This is a genomic window from Acinetobacter sp. B51(2017) (assembly GCF_003711395.1).
GTDB lineage: Bacteria > Pseudomonadota > Gammaproteobacteria > Pseudomonadales > Moraxellaceae > Acinetobacter.
This window is the reverse complement of record NZ_PJRJ01000001.1, coordinates 130,798-148,583: the sequence shown is the minus strand read 5'-3', so window position 1 is coordinate 148,583 and position 17,786 is coordinate 130,798. Positions and strand designations below refer to the sequence as shown.

At 41.7% G+C, this 17,786-nt stretch carries 22 protein-coding genes; 21 read left to right on the top strand and 1 reads right to left on the bottom strand.

Annotated features, from left to right (window positions below):
• The 19 genes from lpxK (at nt 1) to pyrF (ending at nt 14,328) form a co-directional block, all read left to right on the top strand.
• Complete coding sequence (lpxK, locus tag CYK47_RS00835; protein ID WP_122897982.1) at nt 1–1,008, top strand: tetraacyldisaccharide 4'-kinase; 1,008 nt, start codon at nt 1–3, stop codon at nt 1,006–1,008.
• Between the two features lie 3 nt (nt 1,009–1,011).
• Complete coding sequence (kdsB, locus tag CYK47_RS00830) at nt 1,012–1,770, top strand: 3-deoxy-manno-octulosonate cytidylyltransferase (protein WP_122897980.1); 759 nt, start codon at nt 1,012–1,014, stop codon at nt 1,768–1,770.
• Between the two features lie 10 nt (nt 1,771–1,780).
• A complete protein-coding gene (locus CYK47_RS00825) occupies nt 1,781–2,758 on the top strand; it encodes a DNA polymerase III delta subunit-related protein (protein WP_122897979.1) in 978 nt (325 codons plus the stop codon).
• Between the two features lie 11 nt (nt 2,759–2,769).
• Complete coding sequence (locus CYK47_RS00820) at nt 2,770–3,111, top strand: PilZ domain-containing protein (protein ID WP_122897977.1); 342 nt, start codon at nt 2,770–2,772, stop codon at nt 3,109–3,111.
• A gap of 27 nt (nt 3,112–3,138) precedes the next feature.
• Nucleotides 3,139–3,912 carry a TatD family hydrolase gene (locus CYK47_RS00815; protein ID WP_122897975.1) on the top strand — a complete coding sequence of 258 codons (774 nt, stop codon included), beginning with the start codon at nt 3,139–3,141 and terminating at the stop codon, nt 3,910–3,912.
• A 34-nt stretch (nt 3,913–3,946) separates the two neighbouring features.
• Entirely contained in the window at nt 3,947–4,555 is a 609-nt protein-coding gene (locus CYK47_RS00810; RefSeq protein ID WP_122897973.1) for a TetR/AcrR family transcriptional regulator, read from the top strand.
• Nucleotides 4,555–5,067: a prepilin-type N-terminal cleavage/methylation domain-containing protein gene (locus CYK47_RS00805; protein WP_122897971.1), complete on the top strand. Its 513-nt coding sequence runs from the start codon at nt 4,555–4,557 to the stop codon at nt 5,065–5,067. The genes CYK47_RS00810 and CYK47_RS00805 overlap by 1 nt, the downstream gene beginning before the upstream one ends.
• Nucleotides 5,057–5,446: a type II secretion system minor pseudopilin GspI gene (gspI, locus tag CYK47_RS00800; RefSeq protein WP_122897969.1), complete on the top strand. Its 390-nt coding sequence runs from the start codon at nt 5,057–5,059 to the stop codon at nt 5,444–5,446. The genes CYK47_RS00805 and gspI overlap by 11 nt, the downstream gene beginning before the upstream one ends.
• A complete protein-coding gene (gene gspJ / locus CYK47_RS00795; protein WP_122897967.1) occupies nt 5,433–6,026 on the top strand; it encodes a type II secretion system minor pseudopilin GspJ in 594 nt (197 codons plus the stop codon). The genes gspI and gspJ overlap by 14 nt, the downstream gene beginning before the upstream one ends.
• Complete coding sequence (gene gspK, locus CYK47_RS00790) at nt 6,026–6,973, top strand: type II secretion system minor pseudopilin GspK (RefSeq protein ID WP_122897965.1); 948 nt, start codon at nt 6,026–6,028, stop codon at nt 6,971–6,973. The genes gspJ and gspK overlap by 1 nt, the downstream gene beginning before the upstream one ends.
• A 102-nt stretch (nt 6,974–7,075) precedes the next feature.
• Nucleotides 7,076–7,672: a 6-pyruvoyl trahydropterin synthase family protein gene (locus CYK47_RS00785; protein ID WP_122897963.1), complete on the top strand. Its 597-nt coding sequence runs from the start codon at nt 7,076–7,078 to the stop codon at nt 7,670–7,672.
• A 27-nt stretch (nt 7,673–7,699) separates the two neighbouring features.
• Nucleotides 7,700–8,413 carry a uracil-DNA glycosylase gene (ung, locus tag CYK47_RS00780; protein ID WP_122897961.1) on the top strand — a complete coding sequence of 238 codons (714 nt, stop codon included), beginning with the start codon at nt 7,700–7,702 and terminating at the stop codon, nt 8,411–8,413.
• A complete protein-coding gene (locus CYK47_RS00775) occupies nt 8,410–9,534 on the top strand; it encodes an enoyl-CoA hydratase/isomerase family protein (protein ID WP_122897959.1) in 1,125 nt (374 codons plus the stop codon). Before ung ends, CYK47_RS00775 begins: the two co-directional genes overlap by 4 nt.
• Nucleotides 9,535–9,537: 3 nt before the next feature.
• Nucleotides 9,538–10,053: a tRNA adenosine(34) deaminase TadA gene (gene tadA, locus CYK47_RS00770; protein ID WP_122897957.1), complete on the top strand. Its 516-nt coding sequence runs from the start codon at nt 9,538–9,540 to the stop codon at nt 10,051–10,053.
• A gap of 86 nt (nt 10,054–10,139) precedes the next feature.
• A complete protein-coding gene (cmk, locus tag CYK47_RS00765; protein ID WP_122897955.1) occupies nt 10,140–10,823 on the top strand; it encodes a (d)CMP kinase in 684 nt (227 codons plus the stop codon).
• A gap of 109 nt (nt 10,824–10,932) precedes the next feature.
• Nucleotides 10,933–12,609, top strand: a complete 1,677-nt coding sequence (rpsA, locus tag CYK47_RS00760; RefSeq protein ID WP_122897953.1) for a 30S ribosomal protein S1 — start codon at nt 10,933–10,935, stop codon at nt 12,607–12,609.
• Nucleotides 12,610–12,771: 162 nt separating this feature from the next.
• Nucleotides 12,772–13,077 (top strand): integration host factor subunit beta, encoded by a 306-nt coding sequence (locus CYK47_RS00755; protein ID WP_122897951.1) that lies wholly within the window; start codon nt 12,772–12,774, stop codon nt 13,075–13,077.
• A gap of 18 nt (nt 13,078–13,095) precedes the next feature.
• Nucleotides 13,096–13,455 (top strand): lipopolysaccharide assembly protein LapA domain-containing protein, encoded by a 360-nt coding sequence (locus CYK47_RS00750; RefSeq protein ID WP_122897949.1) that lies wholly within the window; start codon nt 13,096–13,098, stop codon nt 13,453–13,455.
• Nucleotides 13,456–13,647: 192 nt separating this feature from the next.
• Nucleotides 13,648–14,328, top strand: a complete 681-nt coding sequence (gene pyrF, locus CYK47_RS00745; RefSeq protein WP_122897947.1) for an orotidine-5'-phosphate decarboxylase — start codon at nt 13,648–13,650, stop codon at nt 14,326–14,328.
• Nucleotides 14,329–14,402: 74 nt separating this feature from the next.
• Here pyrF and CYK47_RS00740 read toward each other — a convergent pair whose 3' ends face one another.
• Complete coding sequence (locus tag CYK47_RS00740; RefSeq protein WP_122897945.1) at nt 14,403–15,311, bottom strand: LysO family transporter; 909 nt, start codon at nt 15,309–15,311, stop codon at nt 14,403–14,405.
• 168 nt (nt 15,312–15,479) lie between these two features.
• Here CYK47_RS00740 and CYK47_RS00735 point away from each other — a divergent pair, with 168 nt between their 5' ends.
• Together CYK47_RS00735 and zapE are read left to right on the top strand one after the other, a co-directional pair.
• The gene (locus CYK47_RS00735) at nt 15,480–16,487 is read left to right on the top strand and encodes an AraC family transcriptional regulator (protein WP_122897943.1); all 1,008 of its coding nucleotides are present in this window, start codon (nt 15,480–15,482) and stop codon (nt 16,485–16,487) included.
• Between the two features lie 69 nt (nt 16,488–16,556).
• Entirely contained in the window at nt 16,557–17,693 is a 1,137-nt protein-coding gene (gene zapE / locus CYK47_RS00730) for a cell division protein ZapE (RefSeq protein ID WP_122897941.1), read from the top strand.
• Nucleotides 17,694–17,786: the final 93 nt, after the last annotated feature.

Genomic DNA, 17,786 nt, shown 5'->3' with positions numbered 1-17,786 from the left:
ATGGCATTGGCACAGTTCATCCAACAGGCTTGGCAGACACAGGCAAAATGGCTTGTTGTTCTTCGACCATTGTCATGGCTGTACCGTGGCGGATTTTTGCTTAATCAAAGCTTGTATCAAAAAGGAATTAAAACGGCTTATCGCGCGCCAGTGCCAGTGATGGTGATTGGGAATATTACCGTGGGTGGTAGTGGTAAAACGCCATTGCTGATTCAATTGGTGAGTTATTTACAAAGCCAAGGCATCCGTGTTGGGGTGATTAGTCGTGGTTATGGTGGCCGTGGGCCATTTCCTGCGCTAGTCGACTTAGATTCAACGCCTGAATATGTGGGTGATGAACCATGTTTAATTGTGCAATCGACAGACGCACCGATGGCGGTCGGCCCTAATCGCCGTGAAAGTATTGAGCTGTTATTAAGCCGTTATGAACTGGATTTAATTATTAGTGATGATGGCTTACAGCACTTGGCTTTGGCGCGTGACATTGAATGGATTGTGTTGGATCAAAATCGAGGGCTGGGCAATGAGAAAATTTTGCCAGAGGGCTACTTACGCGAACCTAAAACACGTTTAGACACCGCCACTGTGATTGAACATAGCAGTCAGCCCACACGGCCAATGCATATGCATTTACACGCGGCAAAGCCCTATTTATTGCATGCTGCTACAGCAGAGCTATTTGATCCGAAACAAAATTTTTATGCGGTGGTCGGGATAGGTTTTCCACAGCGTTTTTACCAAACCTTAGAGTCGATGGGGATTTTACATTTCCAATGTCATGAATTTCCCGATCATTACGACTATGAATTGTCAGATTTAAGCTTTGACGATCATCAGCCGATTATTACCACCGAAAAAGACGCGGTCAAACTGCTGCCTTTACTTAAGCAACAGCCCAATTTTAAAAATAATATTTGGGTGGTGCCTGTTGAGGCAGTTTTATCTGATGTTTGTTACTCCACCTTAATGCAACAACTCAAGTTGTTGGGTGTTTCTTCAAAAGGTTAAGACATGAAACATATTGTGATTCCTGCACGCTTTGCCAGCTCACGTTTACCTGGTAAACCGCTGCTTGAGATTCATGGTCGCGCCATGATTTTACGTGTCGTCGATCAGGCTAAAAAAGTACAAGGCTTTGATGATGTCTGCGTGGCAACCGATGATGCACGTATCGCGCAAATTTGTCAGGCCGAAGGCATTGATGTGGTGATGACCTCGCCTAATCATCCATCGGGTACTGACCGCTTAAGCGAAGTGGCGCGTATTAAGGGTTGGGACAGTCAAGATATTATTGTCAATGTACAAGGTGATGAACCTTTATTGCCAGCTAAATTGGTGCAGCAAGTGGCTGATTTATTAGAAGCCAAACCAGATTGTTCGATGTCAACCTTATGCGAACCGATTCAAGCCTTAGGTGAATTTCAGCGTGATAGCATCGTTAAAGTGGTGATGTCAAAATTTAATCAAGCATTATATTTTAGCCGTGCCACGATTCCTTATGACCGTGATGGGTCAAAACTGTCTGAAAAACTACACGCTGCTGCGTACCGTCATTTAGGTTTATATGCGTATCGCGTGCAATTACTACAAGAATATGTAACTTGGGATATGGGCGTTTTAGAACAGCTCGAATCGTTAGAGCAATTACGGGTGCTCGAAAATGGGCATCGTATTGCCATTAGCATTGCTGAGGCAAACCTACCGCCTGGTGTCGATACGCAAGCAGACTTAGACCGTTTAAACGCCATGCCTATAGCTGCGTTTGAATAAAGGGACATATATGCAAGATGTCGCGCCGCAGGTGTATCCTTGGCAACAAGCACTTTGGCAGAATTTAACCAGCCGTTTTCCCAATATTGGGCACGGCTTATTGTTTTATGGTAAAACAGGTTCAGGTAAAGAAGCTTTTGCCAAACAATTTGTCGCTTGGGTGTTATGCCAAGCGCGACAACCGCAAGCAGCCTGTGGGCAATGCAGTAGCTGTCAATGGCTGGCTGCCAACACCCATCCCAACTATGTCTATGTGAGTACTGATGAAGAAAATAAGAAGCAAAACGCGCAAATTAAGATTGAAAAGATCCGCGACCTACTACCATTTGTACAACAAACCGGCGAAGGTTGGCGGGTTATTGTTATTCAGCCGGCTGAAGCGTTAAATCAGGCCTCAAGTAATGCTTTGCTTAAAACTTTAGAAGAACCTGGTGAGCAGGTTTTAATTATTCTGTTGGCACAGCATTACTTAAAATTACCCGCCACAATTCGTAGTCGTTTACAACATTTCGCTTTAGATCGGATTAATTCTGATCAAGCGCAAGACTATTTGAAGCAGCATTTACCCCAAGCCGGACAAAGCCAATATGATTTACTCATGAATTTGGCCAATCAAATGCCGATTCAAGCATTGGAATTGGCAGGCAATGAATGGTTAGGGCGCCGCGCGGAATTTGTACACGACTGGCTAAAATTGGTCAGTCAAAAAAATATGCCGCTGCAAATGGCCAACAAATGGAATAAAACCTTAGTGTTTGCCGACTTTTTAATGATGTTTGAATATTTATTGGCAGATTTAACCGCTTATAAATTGGGTCAAAACATTAAAAATATTGATTTGGATTTTAGTGCACTTGCACAACATTATCATTTAGAGTATCTATTTCAACTATATAGCGATTTACAACAAGCCAAACTATTGCTTAAACAAAATGTGCAAAGTCAGTTACTTGTCGATCAGCTATGTATCAAACTCATGCATGTTTAAAGGGGAAAATCATGCACGCACGTATGGGCGGGATTATTCAAGCCAACATTTCAGATAAAGAAACACTCTATGCCAGCTATATGCCATTTGTGGCAGGTGGTGGTTTATTTATTCCCTCTAAACTCCCAGTGAAATTGGGAGAAGAAGTGTTTGTGATTGCCACATTGCCAGATAACCCACAAAAAGTCCCATTAACGGGTAAAGTGGTGTGGATTTCACAGCGCCAGAACGGGATTAGCGTGCCAGGCTTTGGCATTCAATTGAGTGGTGAAAAAGGACTTTATTACAAATCCGAGGCAGAAAAACTGCTGGCAGGTATTAAGTCTGAAGGCAGGACTAGTTACACTATGTAATTGTTGATCATTACATAGGATAAGATTGTGTTTGTCGATACTCACTGTCATTTAACGCTGTTAGATTTAACACCATACCATGGTGATTTAGATGCAGCATTGGCCCAAGCGCGTGCTGCGGGCGTATCTAAATTTATGAGTATCTCAGTAGATCTTGATGATCATATTGCCCTAGCAGCGATTGCCGCACGTCATCCTGATGTCGGCTATACCGTTGGGGTACATCCCTGCGAAGACCCAAGCGTCATGGCGCGTGCCACCACTGAGCATTTAATAGAACTTGCCTCTAACGACAAAGTTTGGGCTTTAGGTGAAACAGGTTTAGATTATTTTCATAGCACTGACTTTATTGCAGAGCAAAAAGCCTGTTTCGCGCGGCATATTCATGCCTCACAAGCGCTGAAAAAACCCGTAGTCGTACATACCCGTTCAGCAAAGCATGACACAGTAGATATTATTCGTGCCGAAAAATCCACGCATGGTATTTTGCACTGCTTTACCGAAGATTGGGAAACAGCCAAAGCGGTTCTAGATTGCGGTTACTATGTGTCTTTCTCAGGGATTGTATCGTTTAAAAATGCGCAAGATTTACGTGACGTAGCAAAACAAGTCCCATTGGATCGTGTTTTAATTGAAACTGACAGTCCATATTTAGCACCTGTACCTTATCGTGGTAAAACAAATGAGCCCAAATATGTACCATTTGTAGCCAAAGCTCTAAGTGATGTATATGATAAATCGCTAGAGGAGATGGCAGAAATTACCATGCAGAACTTCAATAATCTCCTCGCGCAAAAGTAAATAAAAATTAACGAAAGAGAGAATCGCGGTGAAGATGGATCGTCAGGCACAATTTCGAGCACGTGAAGCGCTTATTTTTCAAGTCGCCGAGCAATTATTGCTCGAAAATGGCGAAGCAGGTATGACCTTAGATGCGTTGGCGGCAGAACTAGATTTGGCCAAAGGCACTTTATATAAGCATTTTCAAAGTAAAGATGAATTATATATGTTGCTGATTATTCGTAATGAACGTATGTTATTTGACATGATTCTTACGCCTCATCGGCAATTCCCTGAGCATCTGGGTTATTTTATGCTGCATCATCTTCACCATCCTGAACGCACGGTCTTGTTTCATCACATTGAAGAACGTCTATCCATGACTGGACAAGGCATTCAAAATTTATTTAGTGAATTGTATAAAATCCGTCGTCAGCGTTTACGCATTATTATTCCGATGACTGAGCAATATTTGCATGATGTCAGCAGTCGGATGTCGGGACGTGACTATTTGTCTGCAATTTGGGCCCTTACCCACGGTACAGCAGCCATTTTAAACTCAAGTTTTTATCAACGTTATTTGGGTTCACGCGATAGCCTGCGTATTGCCACGATTGAGCAGGCCTTACATTTACCGCAGCAAGTTGCAAGTGTGGTGCCTTAATGTCTGAACGTGGTTTTACCTTGATTGAAGTCATGGTGGTGATTGTAGTGATGGGCATTGTGGCGTCTTTAGTGGTGATGAATTTTTCAGGCTTAGATCGCCGTAAAGCCATGCAAGCACGTGAAGTGCTGATCTTAGATTTAAAACACATCCATCGACTGGCCAATGAGCAAGCCCAAGTGTTGGCTTTAGATTTTAAAGTGCAGCAGCAGGGCACTGTGTATCAAGTCTTGCAATATCAACCTGAAGCGAGTGAGCTTAAGGCAAAATGGCAACCTATGCAGGTCTTTCAGGCCAAAACTTTGCCTGATGCTGTGCGGGTTAAAGTCACGCCTATCGAGCAGTCCTACCAAAATGCGGGTAATTTAGAATTACTTGATGCAAAAGCACCTCAACTGATGTGGCTTGGGAATGGTGAAGTTAAGCCAGTACGCATACAACTGTATTTTGAAGAGCAGCCTTTAGGTCAAGAAATCGAAATTGATTATTTAGGAAAAGTGCATGAAAGTTAGGGGCTTTACCTTACTTGAGGTGATGGTGGCATTAGCGATCTTTGCCATTGCTGCCATGGCGCTGAGCAAGGTGGCCATGCAATATACGCAAGCCACCAGTCATGCCATCTTACGTAGCAAAGCTCAATTTGTCGCCATGAATGAAATTGCTCGCATGGAAATACAACGAGAGTGGTTAAGCGGCACTGCGTCTAATCAAATTCAGGAACAAGGCGAAACATGGCAAATTGACAAAAGCAGTCAAAGCACCATAAGCCCCAATGTACAGCGCATAGAAGTAAAGGTCAGTTTATATGACCCAGAAGCAGGCAAAGTCACTGGTCAAATTAGTCAGTTAAGTTTTTTTAATTATAGGCAAGGGCAAAATGGCAACTCGTAATGGTTTTACTTTGGTTGAGTTGTTACTTGCCATTGCAATTTTTGCGCTGCTCTCGGCATTAGGTTGGCAAGTCTTTGATTATTTAAATAAAGTAAAAACACGTAATGTCTCACATGAGGCAGCGTTAGAACAATTACAAGCTAGCTATCAACAGATCTTAAAAGACAGCACTCAAATTGTGCCTATTCCTGCCCATGTACAAGGTGAAATTCAACCTGCGCTGGTGTTGCAAAATGGTCGCTTTAATTTTAGTAAAACGGGGGTGACGGATCCGCTACAGCAGGGCATTGCCGCTCAAGAGCGCGTTGAATATCGCTTTGATGCCACAGAAAAAAAATTATATCGTTTAAAGTATCAGCATTTACATCAAGATGGTCAGTTACAACCCATTTCTAGTGAACTACTCGATCAAGTTGAAAGTTTTGAACTGCTGGTGCTTAATCCAGAGCCACTCAACACATGGCCACCAAGCCCCAACCAAAATGCTGAGTTGCCTCGCGGCATGGAAGTGCGCTTAAAGGTTCAAGGTACAGACTATTTGTGGCGATTTAGCCTTATGCCAAGCAAAGGAACAAGTTAATGCAACAGCAGCGTGGAATTGCTTTAATCACCATTTTAATGATGGTGGCCTTGGCAACAATTTTGGCCGCAGCAATTGCAAAGCAACAAGAAAACACGGCACAGGGCACGCAAATTTTGATGCAGCAAAATCAAGCCCTGCTGTATGCCAAAAGTGCCGAAGCGTTTTTTTCTGAATTATTGATTGACGATGATAAAAATGCCAGCCAAGTGGATCACTTACAAGAGACATGGGCGCAGCCGATGCCTCCATTTCCCGTTGAAGGGGGGATGGTTATGGGGCGTTTAGAGGATCAAAATGCCAAATTTAATCTCAATAGCCTGCTGCAAGCCAATGGCGATCAGGTCAATCCTGCTGCGCAAGCATGGTTGATGCGTATTTTACAACGGGCAAATTTGTCGCCAGAACTGGTGGAAGCACTCATCGATTGGCAAGATCAAGATGACCAAGTCAGCGGCACCATGGGTGCAGAAAGCCAGTATTATCAAAGTTTAGGGCAAGCGTATCTAGCCCCCAATCAGGCTTTAACAGATGTTGCTGAGCTAAAACAAATCCGTGGCTTTGATGCCAAGAGTTACCAATTGCTTAAACCCTATATTGCCGCCTATTCACGCGAACAGAAGGTGAATATCAATACTGCCTCTGCATGGTTACTCAGTACGCTTGACCCCACATTAAAACTCAGTGAAGTAGAAAACCTCTTAACTCAGCGTCGTGGTCAGTTGCAACATTGGCAAAACTTAAATGAATTTTGGCAAACGCCGCCTTTTGATCAAGTTGATCCTGCGATACAAACGCAAATGAACAGCTTACTTGCTGTGCAATCGAATAGCTTTTTAAGTCTGGTTGAAATTGAGTTTTCCGGCTATAAACGTTATATGCAAAGTCAACTGCAACGTGAGGGGCAACGTATTCACGTTGTATCGCGTAGTCTAGCGCCGTTTTAATAGCCTTTCCCGATGCAGGCGAACAGGAAAATAAATGCCCAGTGTGGTGGTTTTGCTTTATAATCTAAATAAATTCACAAATTTTGGATCCCATTACGACATATGTTAATTCGTAAATTATTTAAGTTCGAAAATGCCCATATTGTCCGTAATTGCACCTCGGATCGTTGCAAACGTTCAATTCATGGACATAGCTATAAAGTCGAATTATTGCTAAAAGCCTCGAAGCTCGACCATGGTCAAATGGTGTATGATTTTGGCTTACTTAAAGGCGTGATTAAAGACCTCTATGATGCTTTCGATCATGCCATTTGTTTTTGGCAACATGATGATGCCGAGTATATTCAAGCCTGCAAAACCTTTAGCGCACGTTGGGTGGCTTTACCTGTATCGCCATCAGCGGAACAGTTTTCCCGTATTTTCTTCTATTTAGCCCAGCAAGTACTGGCGTCAACCATTACCCAAAATGGTGAAGGAGATGTTGAAGTGTATTCGGTGATTGTGCATGAAACCGAAACTGGTTATGCACAAAGCTTTTTAGAAGATATTGAAAATGCACAAATGGGTGAATTACGTTTAGAAGATATTATTTTTTCTGAACAAATTCAAAGTGAATGGCATGACCCTGAGATGTATGAAAAACTCAAAGCAGGGCAACGCTTCGCCAACCCAACTGTTGAACTTCAAGTTAAACTTTAATTTTCCTGCCGATATATGGATAGCATCATGCCTTTGACTGAGCAACAACAAGCAAAATTGGACAAAGTTCAGTTAGATCAAAGCTGGAAAGCAGCACTGAGTGATTTTTTACTCAGTGCTAAAATGGATGAATTAAAACAATTTTTATTGCAGGAAAAACAGGCGGAAAAAACTATTTATCCACCTAGTTCACTGATTTTTAATGCATTAAATAGCACACCACTGGATCAAGTGAAAGTGGTGATTTTAGGACAAGATCCTTATCATGGCCCAAATCAAGCGCATGGTTTAAGTTTTTCTGTGCAAAGAGGGGTTGCAATACCGCCATCTTTGCGTAATATTTTCCATGAGTTACATGCAGATTTAGGAGTGGATATTCCTAAACATGGCAATTTAACTCAATGGGCTGAGCAAGGGGTATTGTTGTTAAATGCAGTACTTACCGTCGAGGCAGGACAGCCGACATCTCATCAAAAACGCGGTTGGGAAGATTTTACCGACCATGTGATTGATGTCTTGAATCAGCAGCGCGAGCATATTGTGTTTATTCTTTGGGGCGCATATGCACAGCGTAAGGGACAACGCATTCATTCTGATAAACATTTGGTGTTAAAAGCGGCACATCCGTCGCCATTAGCAGCCAACCGTGGTGGTTTTTTTGGATGTAAAGCGTTTTCAAAAACAAATAATTATTTAACACGACATGGCATTAAGCCGATCAATTGGCAGCTGGACGCATGACATATTCTCCCGTAACAAAAGATTATCATCCTGATTTAATTGTAGAACAGGCCGCAAATGGCTGGCGCATTGTACGTTTAAATCGTCCTAAATCCTTACATGCTTTGGATGAAAGCATTGCTTCAGCTTTATTGGCTGTATTTCAAGATTTACATCATGACAATAACGTTAAAGCCATTTGGTTAGATTCTACGACGCCAAAAGCATTTTGCGCTGGTGGTGACGTGCGTAAACTACGTCAGTTGGTCATTAATGATGAAGTTGAAGTTGCCAATAAATTCTTTGAACAAGAATACGCACTGGATGCTTTATTACATAACTATGCTAAACCCGTTTTGGTTTGGGGCGAAGGCTATGTCATGGGTGGTGGGTTAGGCTTATTTATGGCGGCGCCTTTTCGTTTGGTGACCCCGTATTCACGTCTTGCAATGCCTGAAATTAATATTGGTTTATATCCTGATGTTGGAGCAACACGCTTCTTGGCAGACCGTGGTGCGATTGGTCTATTCACTGGTTTAACGGGTTCAATCATGACTTCAGCAGGTGCCTATGGTATTGGCTGGGCAACGCATATTTGTGATGCGCATCGTGATAAAGTCTTAGATAAAATGGTCAATATTGACTGGGATCATTATCCAGCAGGTGACTTCCGTGCCATTGATGACACGTTAAATAGTATGCATCGTCCGGTCGGACCTGGACCATTACAAAATTCTTTAGATGTCATTCAAAGCGTCTGTCGCGGTGTGAACTTCGAGCATGACTATGAATCTATTATTGGATTAAGTGATGCGCGCAGCGATTGGTTGCGTCAAGCCAGCGAAAACCTACAAAAAGGCTCACCAGCCACCGCTGCATTAACATGGTTGTTATGGCAATGGGGTAAACAAGACCATTCTTGGACAGAAGTTTTTGAACTTGAACGTCAAATCTCAGCTTGGAAGATTCGTCATCCTGACTTTGTGGAAGGGGTGCGCGCGCGCCTAGTCGATAAAGACTTAGCACCAGAATGGAAAAAAGGCAGTGATTTATCACTCAAAGGTATTTTAAGTGATGATCCACCACTGACAGATATTCAAAGTTGGAATGATTTACTCAAACAATATGCTGTTATTGCCTAATTTATGTGTGATGTCATAAAAAGTGATGAAGATTGGATGCAGCTGGCTTACGAGCAGGCTGCCCATGCTGCAAGTATAGGGGAAATTCCAGTCGGTGCGGTTTTAGTGAGTCAAAACCAAGTTATTGGCTCAGGCTATAACACACCGATTGCAGCCAATGATCCCACCGCGCATGCTGAAATTCAGGCCCTTCGTATGGCTTGCCACAATATTCAAAATTATCGCTTACCCGAAGATGCGGTACTGTATGTGACATTAGAGCCGTGTACCATGTGTGTGGGGGCGCTCATTCATGCCCGTGTTGCGCGGGTGGTGTTTGGGGCGACAGAGCCTAAAGCTGGCTCACTGATCAGTGCACGTAACTTATTTGAAACGGGTTATTATAATCATGTTTTTTCGGTGGAATCTGGTTGCTTGGCTGAACAATGCTCCGCACAGCTGAGTGATTTCTTTAAAATGCGTCGTGAACAAAAACGTGAATTAAAACGTCAGCAAAAACAGTCTCCCGATTCAATTTAGCGTTATAATCTTCAGCCTAGATCAATCTATCCGCTTTAGCATCTGCATTGGTCTTTACTTTATTTAATTGGCAAAATGGAACAACCATGAGCGTTCAAATTATTACTATTGATGGTCCAAGTGGCTCAGGTAAAGGTACACTGGCCGCCAAACTTGCCGCCCATTATCAATTCCATTTGTTAGACTCTGGGGCTTTATATCGCCTGTTGGGTTTAGCTTTACAGCAAAAGCAATTAATTGATGCTTTAGATACACAGTTACAACAATGTATTGACATAGCAACTTCACTTAATATCGACTTTAAAACCACAACTCAAGGTATTCAAGTGCTGTTAAATGGCGAAGATGTGTCTCAGACGATTCGTACTGAACGTGTGGGAGAATTTGCTTCAAAAGTTGCGGCGATTCCTGAACTTAGAGCAGCACTTTTAACCCGCCAACATGCGTTTGCCCAAGCCCCAGGTTTGGTTGCAGATGGACGCGATATGGCAACCACGATTTTCCCACAGGCACAAGCCAAGATTTATTTGACAGCATCGGCTGAATCTCGTGCAGTGCGCCGTGTAAAACAGTTGCAGGCGATGGGGCTGGATGTTAAAATAAACGACATTTTAGCTAATATCATCGCCCGTGACAAACGAGATATGGAGCGCACGACTGCTCCGCTCAAACCTGCGGATGATGCATACATTATCGATAGCTCTAATTTAAGCATTGATGAGGTATTTGCACTGATGACCACTTATGTGGATCAGCGTTTAGCCAATTAACCTATTTGTTACAGCAGAAGCATAGCTTGATCAGTTTATACGGACTATGTAGACGCTTTATTAAACCGGCCTTGTCTGATCCAAGACCGCTGACTTTATCGGAAATATCATGACCGAATCTTTTGCAGCCCTCTTTGAAGAAAGCGAATTAAACCTCAACGTTGAAAAGGGTGCAGTCATCCAAGGCGTTGTAGTAAGCATCGACTCTGACTGGGTAACAGTTGACACTGGCCTTAAATCTGAAGGCATCGTTGACCGCGCTGAATTCTTAAACGACCAACGTGAACTTGAAGTTGCTGTTGGCGACACAGTTGACGTAGTTGTTGAAGCACTTGACAACGGTATGGGTCAAACTGTTCTTTCTCGCGAAAAAGCTAAACGCGCTGAGACTTGGACTAAACTTGAAAAAATCTTTGAAGACGGCGAAATCGTTACTGGTGTTATCTCTGGTAAAGTTAAAGGCGGTTTCACTGTTGACATCGGTCCAGTTCGCGCGTTCCTTCCAGGTTCTTTAGTTGACACTCGTCCTATTCGTGATACAACTCACTTAGAAGGCAAAGAGTTAGAATTCAAAGTAATCAAACTTGACGCTAAACGTAACAACGTTGTTGTTTCACGTCGTGCTGTTATGGAAGCTGAATCTTCAGCTGACCGTGAAGCGCTTCTTGCTCAGCTTGAAGAAGGTCAAACAGTTACTGGTACAATCAAAAACCTTACTGACTACGGCGCATTCGTTGACCTTGGCGGTATCGACGGTCTTCTTCACATCACTGATATGGCTTGGAAACGCATCAAGCACCCTTCAGAAGTTGTTGAAGTTGGTCAAGAAGTTACTGTTAAAGTACTTAAATTCGACCGCGAACGTAACCGCGTATCTTTAGGCCTTAAACAATTAGGCGAAGATCCATGGTTAGCGATCATGAGCCGTTACCCTAAAGGTTCTATCGTTAAAGCACGCGTAACTAACTTAACTGACTACGGCTGTTTCGCAGAAATCGCTGAAGGCGTTGAAGGTTTAGTACACGTTTCTGAAATGGACCACACAAACAAAAACATCCACCCATCTAAAGTAGTTCAGATTGGTGACGAAGTTGATGTTATGGTTCTTGAAGTTGACGAAGAACGTCGTCGTATTTCTCTTGGTATCAAACAAACTCGTGCTAACCCATGGGAAGAGTTTGCTAAAAACCATGACAAAGGCGAAAAAGTATCAGGTACAATCAAATCAATCACTGATTTCGGTATCTTCATCGGTTTACCAGGTGGTATCGATGGTCTAGTTCACTTGTCTGACATTTCTTGGAACGAACAAGGCGAAGAAGCAATTCGTCGTTACAAGAAAGGTGACACAGTTGAAGCGGTTATCCTTTCAGTTGACGCTGAAGGCAACCGTATCAGCCTTGGCATCAAGCAAATGAACAGCGATCCATTCAACGATTTCTTAGCTGCTAACGAACGCGGTGCGCTTGTTAAAGGTACTGTAACTGCTGTTGACGCTCGTGGTGCAACTGTTAAGTTAGCTGACGAAGTTGAAGCGACACTTAAAGCATCTGAAATCAACCGCGACCGCGTTGAAGATGCAACTAAGTTCCTTGAAGTTGGTCAAGAAGTTGAAGCTAAAATCATCAACGTAGATCGTAAATCTCGCTCTATCAACTTGTCTATCAAAGCGAAAGACGAAGCTGAAGAGAAAGAAGCTGTTGCTAACTTAAAAACTGCAACAACTGCTCAAGACAACGGTCCTAAGACGATCGGTGATTTGATCAAAGCTCAAATGAACCACTAAGGTGTATGGGTAAATTGTATTATTAATGTAATTTAAGTAATACTTTTTACACAAATACTATAAACGGTAGCGTAGTATTCACTTATTACGCTACCTTTTTGTATTTAAACAGGTTATTATCTTTTTAAGTTAAAAGTAGCTTGATAATTAAAGAGGTCGATGATGACTACAGAAGCACTTAATAAGTCTGACTTAATAGAGCGAATCTCTCTCAAAAATCCACACTTAGCTGAACCCCTAGTGGAAGAAGCGGTGAAAATTATGATTGACCAAATGATTGCAGCTTTATCAGCAGACAATCGTATTGAAATTCGTGGTTTTGGTAGCTTTGCCTTACATCACCGTGAACCTCGTGTGGGTCGTAATCCAAAAACGGGTAAATCGGTAGAAGTTGCAGCGAAAGCTGTACCACATTTTAAACCGGGTAAAGCATTACGTGATGCTGTAAATGAATCTGCCCGTCAATAAATTTTTTTAGGGGTGTTTATGCGTTACGTTTTGGTCGTTTTATTGCTGGTTATTTTTGGTTATTCCTTGGCGTTGGTATTGCAAAACAGTACTGAACTTTCAGTAGATTTATTATTTACTCAAGTTCCAGCAATGCGTTTAGGTTTGCTACTCCTGATCACTTTAGGCTTGGGCATTACTTTAGGTTTACTTATCGGTGTACAAGTATTTCGTGTATTCCAAAACAATTGGGAAATTAAACGATTACGTAAAGACATTGAACATCTCCGTAAAGAACAAATTCAAGTCGCTCAAGCTGCAGCCGCAGATGCTGCTGCACATACACGACATGAAAAAACAGTTTTAGATATTCATTCTGATGACCGTCCATCGGTATAAAGGATTCGCACTAAAATATTTTGCTTTGGTGAATCACCAAAAACAATAAAAGAATCACACTCTAAGGTGCAAACTTTAGAGTGTTTTTTTATAATTTTTTATAAAGCAATGAGATAATTTTGCCATGCCACTTGAGCTTGGCTTGATAATCTTTATAATGCGTCTAATTTGTTTTTTAAAAGGGTCAGTCTCTTGAGTATTATCGTTGCATTAGATGCTAAAAGCCAATATGACGCTTTAACTATTGCCGAACAACTTGACCCTGCTTTATGTCGTGTCAAAGTGGGGAAAGAGTTATTTACCCATGAAGGTCCAAGTGTGGTTAAAGCCTTACATAACCAAGGTTTTGATGTTTTCCTGGACCTTAAATTCCATGATATTCCAAATACGACTGCACAAGCTGTGTGTGCTGCTGCAGATATGGGTGTATGGATGGTCAATGTTCATGCCTCAGGTGGTCGTAAAATGATGGAAACCTGTGTAGAACGTTTACAAGCAGGCAACTACAAAACCCAATTGATTGCTGTGACTGTACTGACGTCGATGGGGCGTGAAGACCTCAAAGATTTAGGTTTAGATATTGAGCCATTTGAGCATGTTAAGCGCTTAGCAACGCTCACCAAAGACAGCGGTTTAGATGGTGTGGTATGTTCAGCGCAAGAAGCCAAAATGTTGCGTGAAACATTAGGGCAAGACTTTGCTTTAGTGACTCCAGGTATTCGTCCAGCGGGTGCTGCTGCAGATGACCAAAAACGTATTGTGACACCTAAGCAAGCGATGCTAGATGGTTCAACGCATTTGGTGATTGGGCGTCCAATTACCAAATCTGACAATATGCGTCAGACTTTAAAAGATATTTTGGCGACATTGTAATCCCTCCCGACCTCCCTTTTACTCAGGGAGGAGAGTCCCCCTTTTTTAAAGGGGGATTTAGAGGGATTAAAAAATTAAATCGCTGCTAATACACTCACAGCAATAGGTGCTAATACCGATAAGATAAAACCACTCACCATGGCATGTGGAATAAAGTCATTACCACAGGCTTGTTTGACCATGGGTAAAGTGACATCCATTGCGGTTGCCCCTGCAGATGAAATTGCTGCGCGTGGATAACGCCAGCCTAGACAATACATCAGTAGAATTGCAAAAATTTCTCTAAATAAATCATTAATTAAGGCAATGCTACCGAGTTCGGCCCCTTTTAATTCGCTAATCACAATTCCTGACATTGAGTAAAAGCCATAACCTTGTGAAAGTAATAAGGCTTCTTTAAAACTGATTTGCTTAAGCAGTATATAACTGATGTAGGCACCTAATATTGAACCGACAATACAGCCTAAAGGTACGAGTAAAATTTTCCAATTCAGCCATGAGCGATCCAGTGGAGCATAAGCCAAGTCTAAACCAATCAATAGCATAAAGATAAGCAACAGCCACCAGCTATTCATGTCTAAGCTGAAATTATAATACTGAGCAGCATAAGCTAATCCAAAACCGAGTATTAAAGCTAAACAAGCATAACTCATATTGAGGAGGGAGCTGAACACTAAGGCTAAACTCACCCGACCACTGCTATTTTGATAACCCAGCGCCTTAAATAATACATAACAACATAAAAACGCGCCAATCGATGTGCAGGCGGCTAAGGTAAGTGCAGGAACTAAAATGACAGTAAAATTGGTCATGTACTGTAGTGCTTGGAAAAACTCCATTGCAATTGCAATGAGCAAGACATAACTAAAGTAAGGCAGCACCTGAAAGGCGATGTGTTTTAGTGCAGTGGGTATTTTTTTGGCTAAAAAAAAACCTAAAGCTAAGCAAAAAAGTAGTTGGAAAATCAGCCACAAAGCATACATATAAAAGTGCAGAAAAAAAATCTTAAGCTATGATACTGAGCTTGAGCATTAGATTAAATAACTTTGTACGTAGATTAAACAGTTACACTTAAAAGTGATCATTTCGGCAATGTTCAAACAGCATAAAATAGCGTAAAAACGTAAGGGGTGTTTAGCTGTGGCAAAATTATGAAGAGATCGATTTTAGGGCTGATGTACTTGATTCAAGGCATGCGTAAGGTAGGTCTAGAGGTTGATCCTAAATTACATGCAGTGGGCTTAAGAGCAGAGTCCTTACAAAGTAGTGCGGTGATTCATCCCAGTTTAGAGTGGAATTTGCTGCAAGTGGTGGGTAGAAATGTGAATCCTGCTTTAGGTTTGTGGATTGGTCAACACTATAATCTGGTCGGTTATGGCCCGTTGTTGATGTTATTGGTGACCAGTGAACGAGTAGAAATTGCCTTAGAAAAAGCAGTTCAGTATCAGCGTTTAACCCATTTAACTGGTCAGTTGAGTTTACGTTTTGAAGCTGATCGTGTCGGGTTGTGTTATGTGCCTGAGCAGCTAGGTACAGATTTAGGCTTATTACGTGCCCATTGTGAAATCTCCAGTACCTTTAAGTTTTTATCTGATCTTTATAAAACCATGGGCTTAAAGGTGCCAAAATTTGCTATTGAATTACCATTTTTTGCCCCAGAAACCGATGAGCTCATGGAAAATTATGCCCGTGTTTATGGTGATCATTTAATTTTTGACCGTGGTGAAGCAGTTTTTTGGTGTGATTGTGCAGTTTTAGATAAAAAGATTCCCTCAGCAGATGCTATGACTTTTAAAGCTTATGAGCATAAATGTATGAGTGAGATGAATCGATTAAAAATTGATGAAAAAGAGCCAGTTCTATTACAACGTGTATATTATTATTTAGAACTACAGCAAGGCATGTTGCCTAGCATGGCGCAAACTGCACACGTATTGCAAATTCCAGAGCGGACTTTAAGACATCAGTTACAACAACTGGGTAGGAGTTATAAAGATATTCGTGAACAGATTATGAAAGGTAAAGCCTTAGAATTAATTGAATATAAAGAGTATTCGATTGAAATGATTGCTGAGCTGCTCGGTTATTCAGAACCTGCAGCTTTTAATCATGCGTTTAAACGTTGGTTTGGACAAAGTCCGCGCCAATACCATAAATAATCCAAAGTGTTATAGCGCCAAGCGCAATCTTGGTTATACTCCTGTTAGCTCAAAATAGTATGCAATGATATGTCTGACTTAACTTCAAACCCATTATCGCCCGCAGAGCGCTATGCCCAAGCTTTAGCGTCTGGGCAGTTTATGCCTGATGAGGCGCAAGCACAGGCTGTGCATGAGTTAGATCGTGTTTGGCAAGAACTGATTCAACGTTATAAAGCCGCCAAAAAACCATTTGCACGTTTTCGCCGTCAAACTGCACCACAAGGGGTGTATATGTGGGGCGGTGTAGGGCGTGGTAAAACTTGGCTGATGGATCAGTTTTATAATGCTGTGCCATTTCGTCGTAAAACCCGTATGCACTTCCATCACTTTATGCAATATGTGCATAAAGAACTGAACAAATTATCTGGTCAGCAAAACCCATTAGATATCGTGGCTGATCAAATTTATAAAGATGCGGTGATTATTTGTTTTGATGAATTTTTCGTGTCGAATGTCACAGATGCGATGATCTTAAGCGATTTATTCCAAAAATTATTTAAGCGTGGCATTACTTTGGTGGCAACCTCCAATATTGCCCCAGATGGTCTCTATAAAAATGGCATCCATCGTGATCGTTTTATGCCAACCATCGAAATGGTCAAGCAAAACTGTGTGATTTTAAATGTCGATGCCGGTGTAGATTATCGTTTACGCGTGCTAAAACAAGCGCAATTATTTAAATATCCACTAAATGCCGAACATGAAACTTGGATGCAAGATCGTTTTAATGCATTAACGCAGACCCAAGCCAAATCGAGCGATGATATTGTCATCAACAATCGTCAGGTGCAGACCATCGCGCATACCGAAGACGTATTATGGTGTGACTTTGCTGATTTATGTTTAAAACCACGTAGCCCAGCTGATTTTATTGAAATTGCCAATATTTATAATACCGTTTTGGTGAGCAATATTCCGCATTTGACCGATTATTTGGCCGATGGTACACGTCGCTTTATTTATTTAGTCGATGAGTTTTATGACCGTGGTGTGAAATTATTGCTGACCTCAGAAGATAATATTATTGATATTTATTCAGGTGAAAAACTCGCCTTTGAAATTGAACGTACCCGTTCACGTTTACTCGAAATGCAGTCCGATGACTATTTAAATGCGGCACATCGTCAGATTCAAGACAGTAATCCTGAAAAAGCTGAAATTTAAAATTAAGCGCCTACGGGCGCTTTTTTTTACTTATAACATATAAATAAATCTAAAAAATTGCGTTATCGATGGTTTTTTAAACGAAAATCTGAA

Bases quoted from the DNA above. Each gene is read 5' to 3' on its own strand.
- lpxK (WP_122897982.1), top strand. From the start codon at position 1: ATGGCATTGGCACAGTTCATCCAACAGGCTTGGCAGACACAGGCAAAA.
- kdsB (WP_122897980.1), top strand. From the start codon at position 1,012: ATGAAACATATTGTGATTCCTGCACGCTTTGCCAGCTCACGTTTACCT.
- CYK47_RS00825 (WP_122897979.1), top strand. From the start codon at position 1,781: ATGCAAGATGTCGCGCCGCAGGTGTATCCTTGGCAACAAGCACTTTGG.
- CYK47_RS00820 (WP_122897977.1), top strand. From the start codon at position 2,770: ATGCACGCACGTATGGGCGGGATTATTCAAGCCAACATTTCAGATAAA.
- CYK47_RS00810 (WP_122897973.1), top strand. From the start codon at position 3,947: ATGGATCGTCAGGCACAATTTCGAGCACGTGAAGCGCTTATTTTTCAA.
- CYK47_RS00805 (WP_122897971.1), top strand. From the start codon at position 4,555: ATGTCTGAACGTGGTTTTACCTTGATTGAAGTCATGGTGGTGATTGTA.
- gspI (WP_122897969.1), top strand. From the start codon at position 5,057: ATGAAAGTTAGGGGCTTTACCTTACTTGAGGTGATGGTGGCATTAGCG.
- gspJ (WP_122897967.1), top strand. From the start codon at position 5,433: ATGGCAACTCGTAATGGTTTTACTTTGGTTGAGTTGTTACTTGCCATT.
- gspK (WP_122897965.1), top strand. From the start codon at position 6,026: ATGCAACAGCAGCGTGGAATTGCTTTAATCACCATTTTAATGATGGTG.
- CYK47_RS00785 (WP_122897963.1), top strand. From the start codon at position 7,076: ATGTTAATTCGTAAATTATTTAAGTTCGAAAATGCCCATATTGTCCGT.
- ung (WP_122897961.1), top strand. From the start codon at position 7,700: ATGCCTTTGACTGAGCAACAACAAGCAAAATTGGACAAAGTTCAGTTA.
- CYK47_RS00775 (WP_122897959.1), top strand. From the start codon at position 8,410: ATGACATATTCTCCCGTAACAAAAGATTATCATCCTGATTTAATTGTA.
- tadA (WP_122897957.1), top strand. From the start codon at position 9,538: ATGTGTGATGTCATAAAAAGTGATGAAGATTGGATGCAGCTGGCTTAC.
- cmk (WP_122897955.1), top strand. From the start codon at position 10,140: ATGAGCGTTCAAATTATTACTATTGATGGTCCAAGTGGCTCAGGTAAA.
- rpsA (WP_122897953.1), top strand. From the start codon at position 10,933: ATGACCGAATCTTTTGCAGCCCTCTTTGAAGAAAGCGAATTAAACCTC.
- CYK47_RS00755 (WP_122897951.1), top strand. From the start codon at position 12,772: ATGACTACAGAAGCACTTAATAAGTCTGACTTAATAGAGCGAATCTCT.
- CYK47_RS00750 (WP_122897949.1), top strand. From the start codon at position 13,096: ATGCGTTACGTTTTGGTCGTTTTATTGCTGGTTATTTTTGGTTATTCC.
- CYK47_RS00740 (WP_122897945.1), bottom strand. From the start codon at position 15,311: ATGTATGCTTTGTGGCTGATTTTCCAACTACTTTTTTGCTTAGCTTTA.
- CYK47_RS00735 (WP_122897943.1), top strand. From the start codon at position 15,480: ATGAAGAGATCGATTTTAGGGCTGATGTACTTGATTCAAGGCATGCGT.
- zapE (WP_122897941.1), top strand. From the start codon at position 16,557: ATGTCTGACTTAACTTCAAACCCATTATCGCCCGCAGAGCGCTATGCC.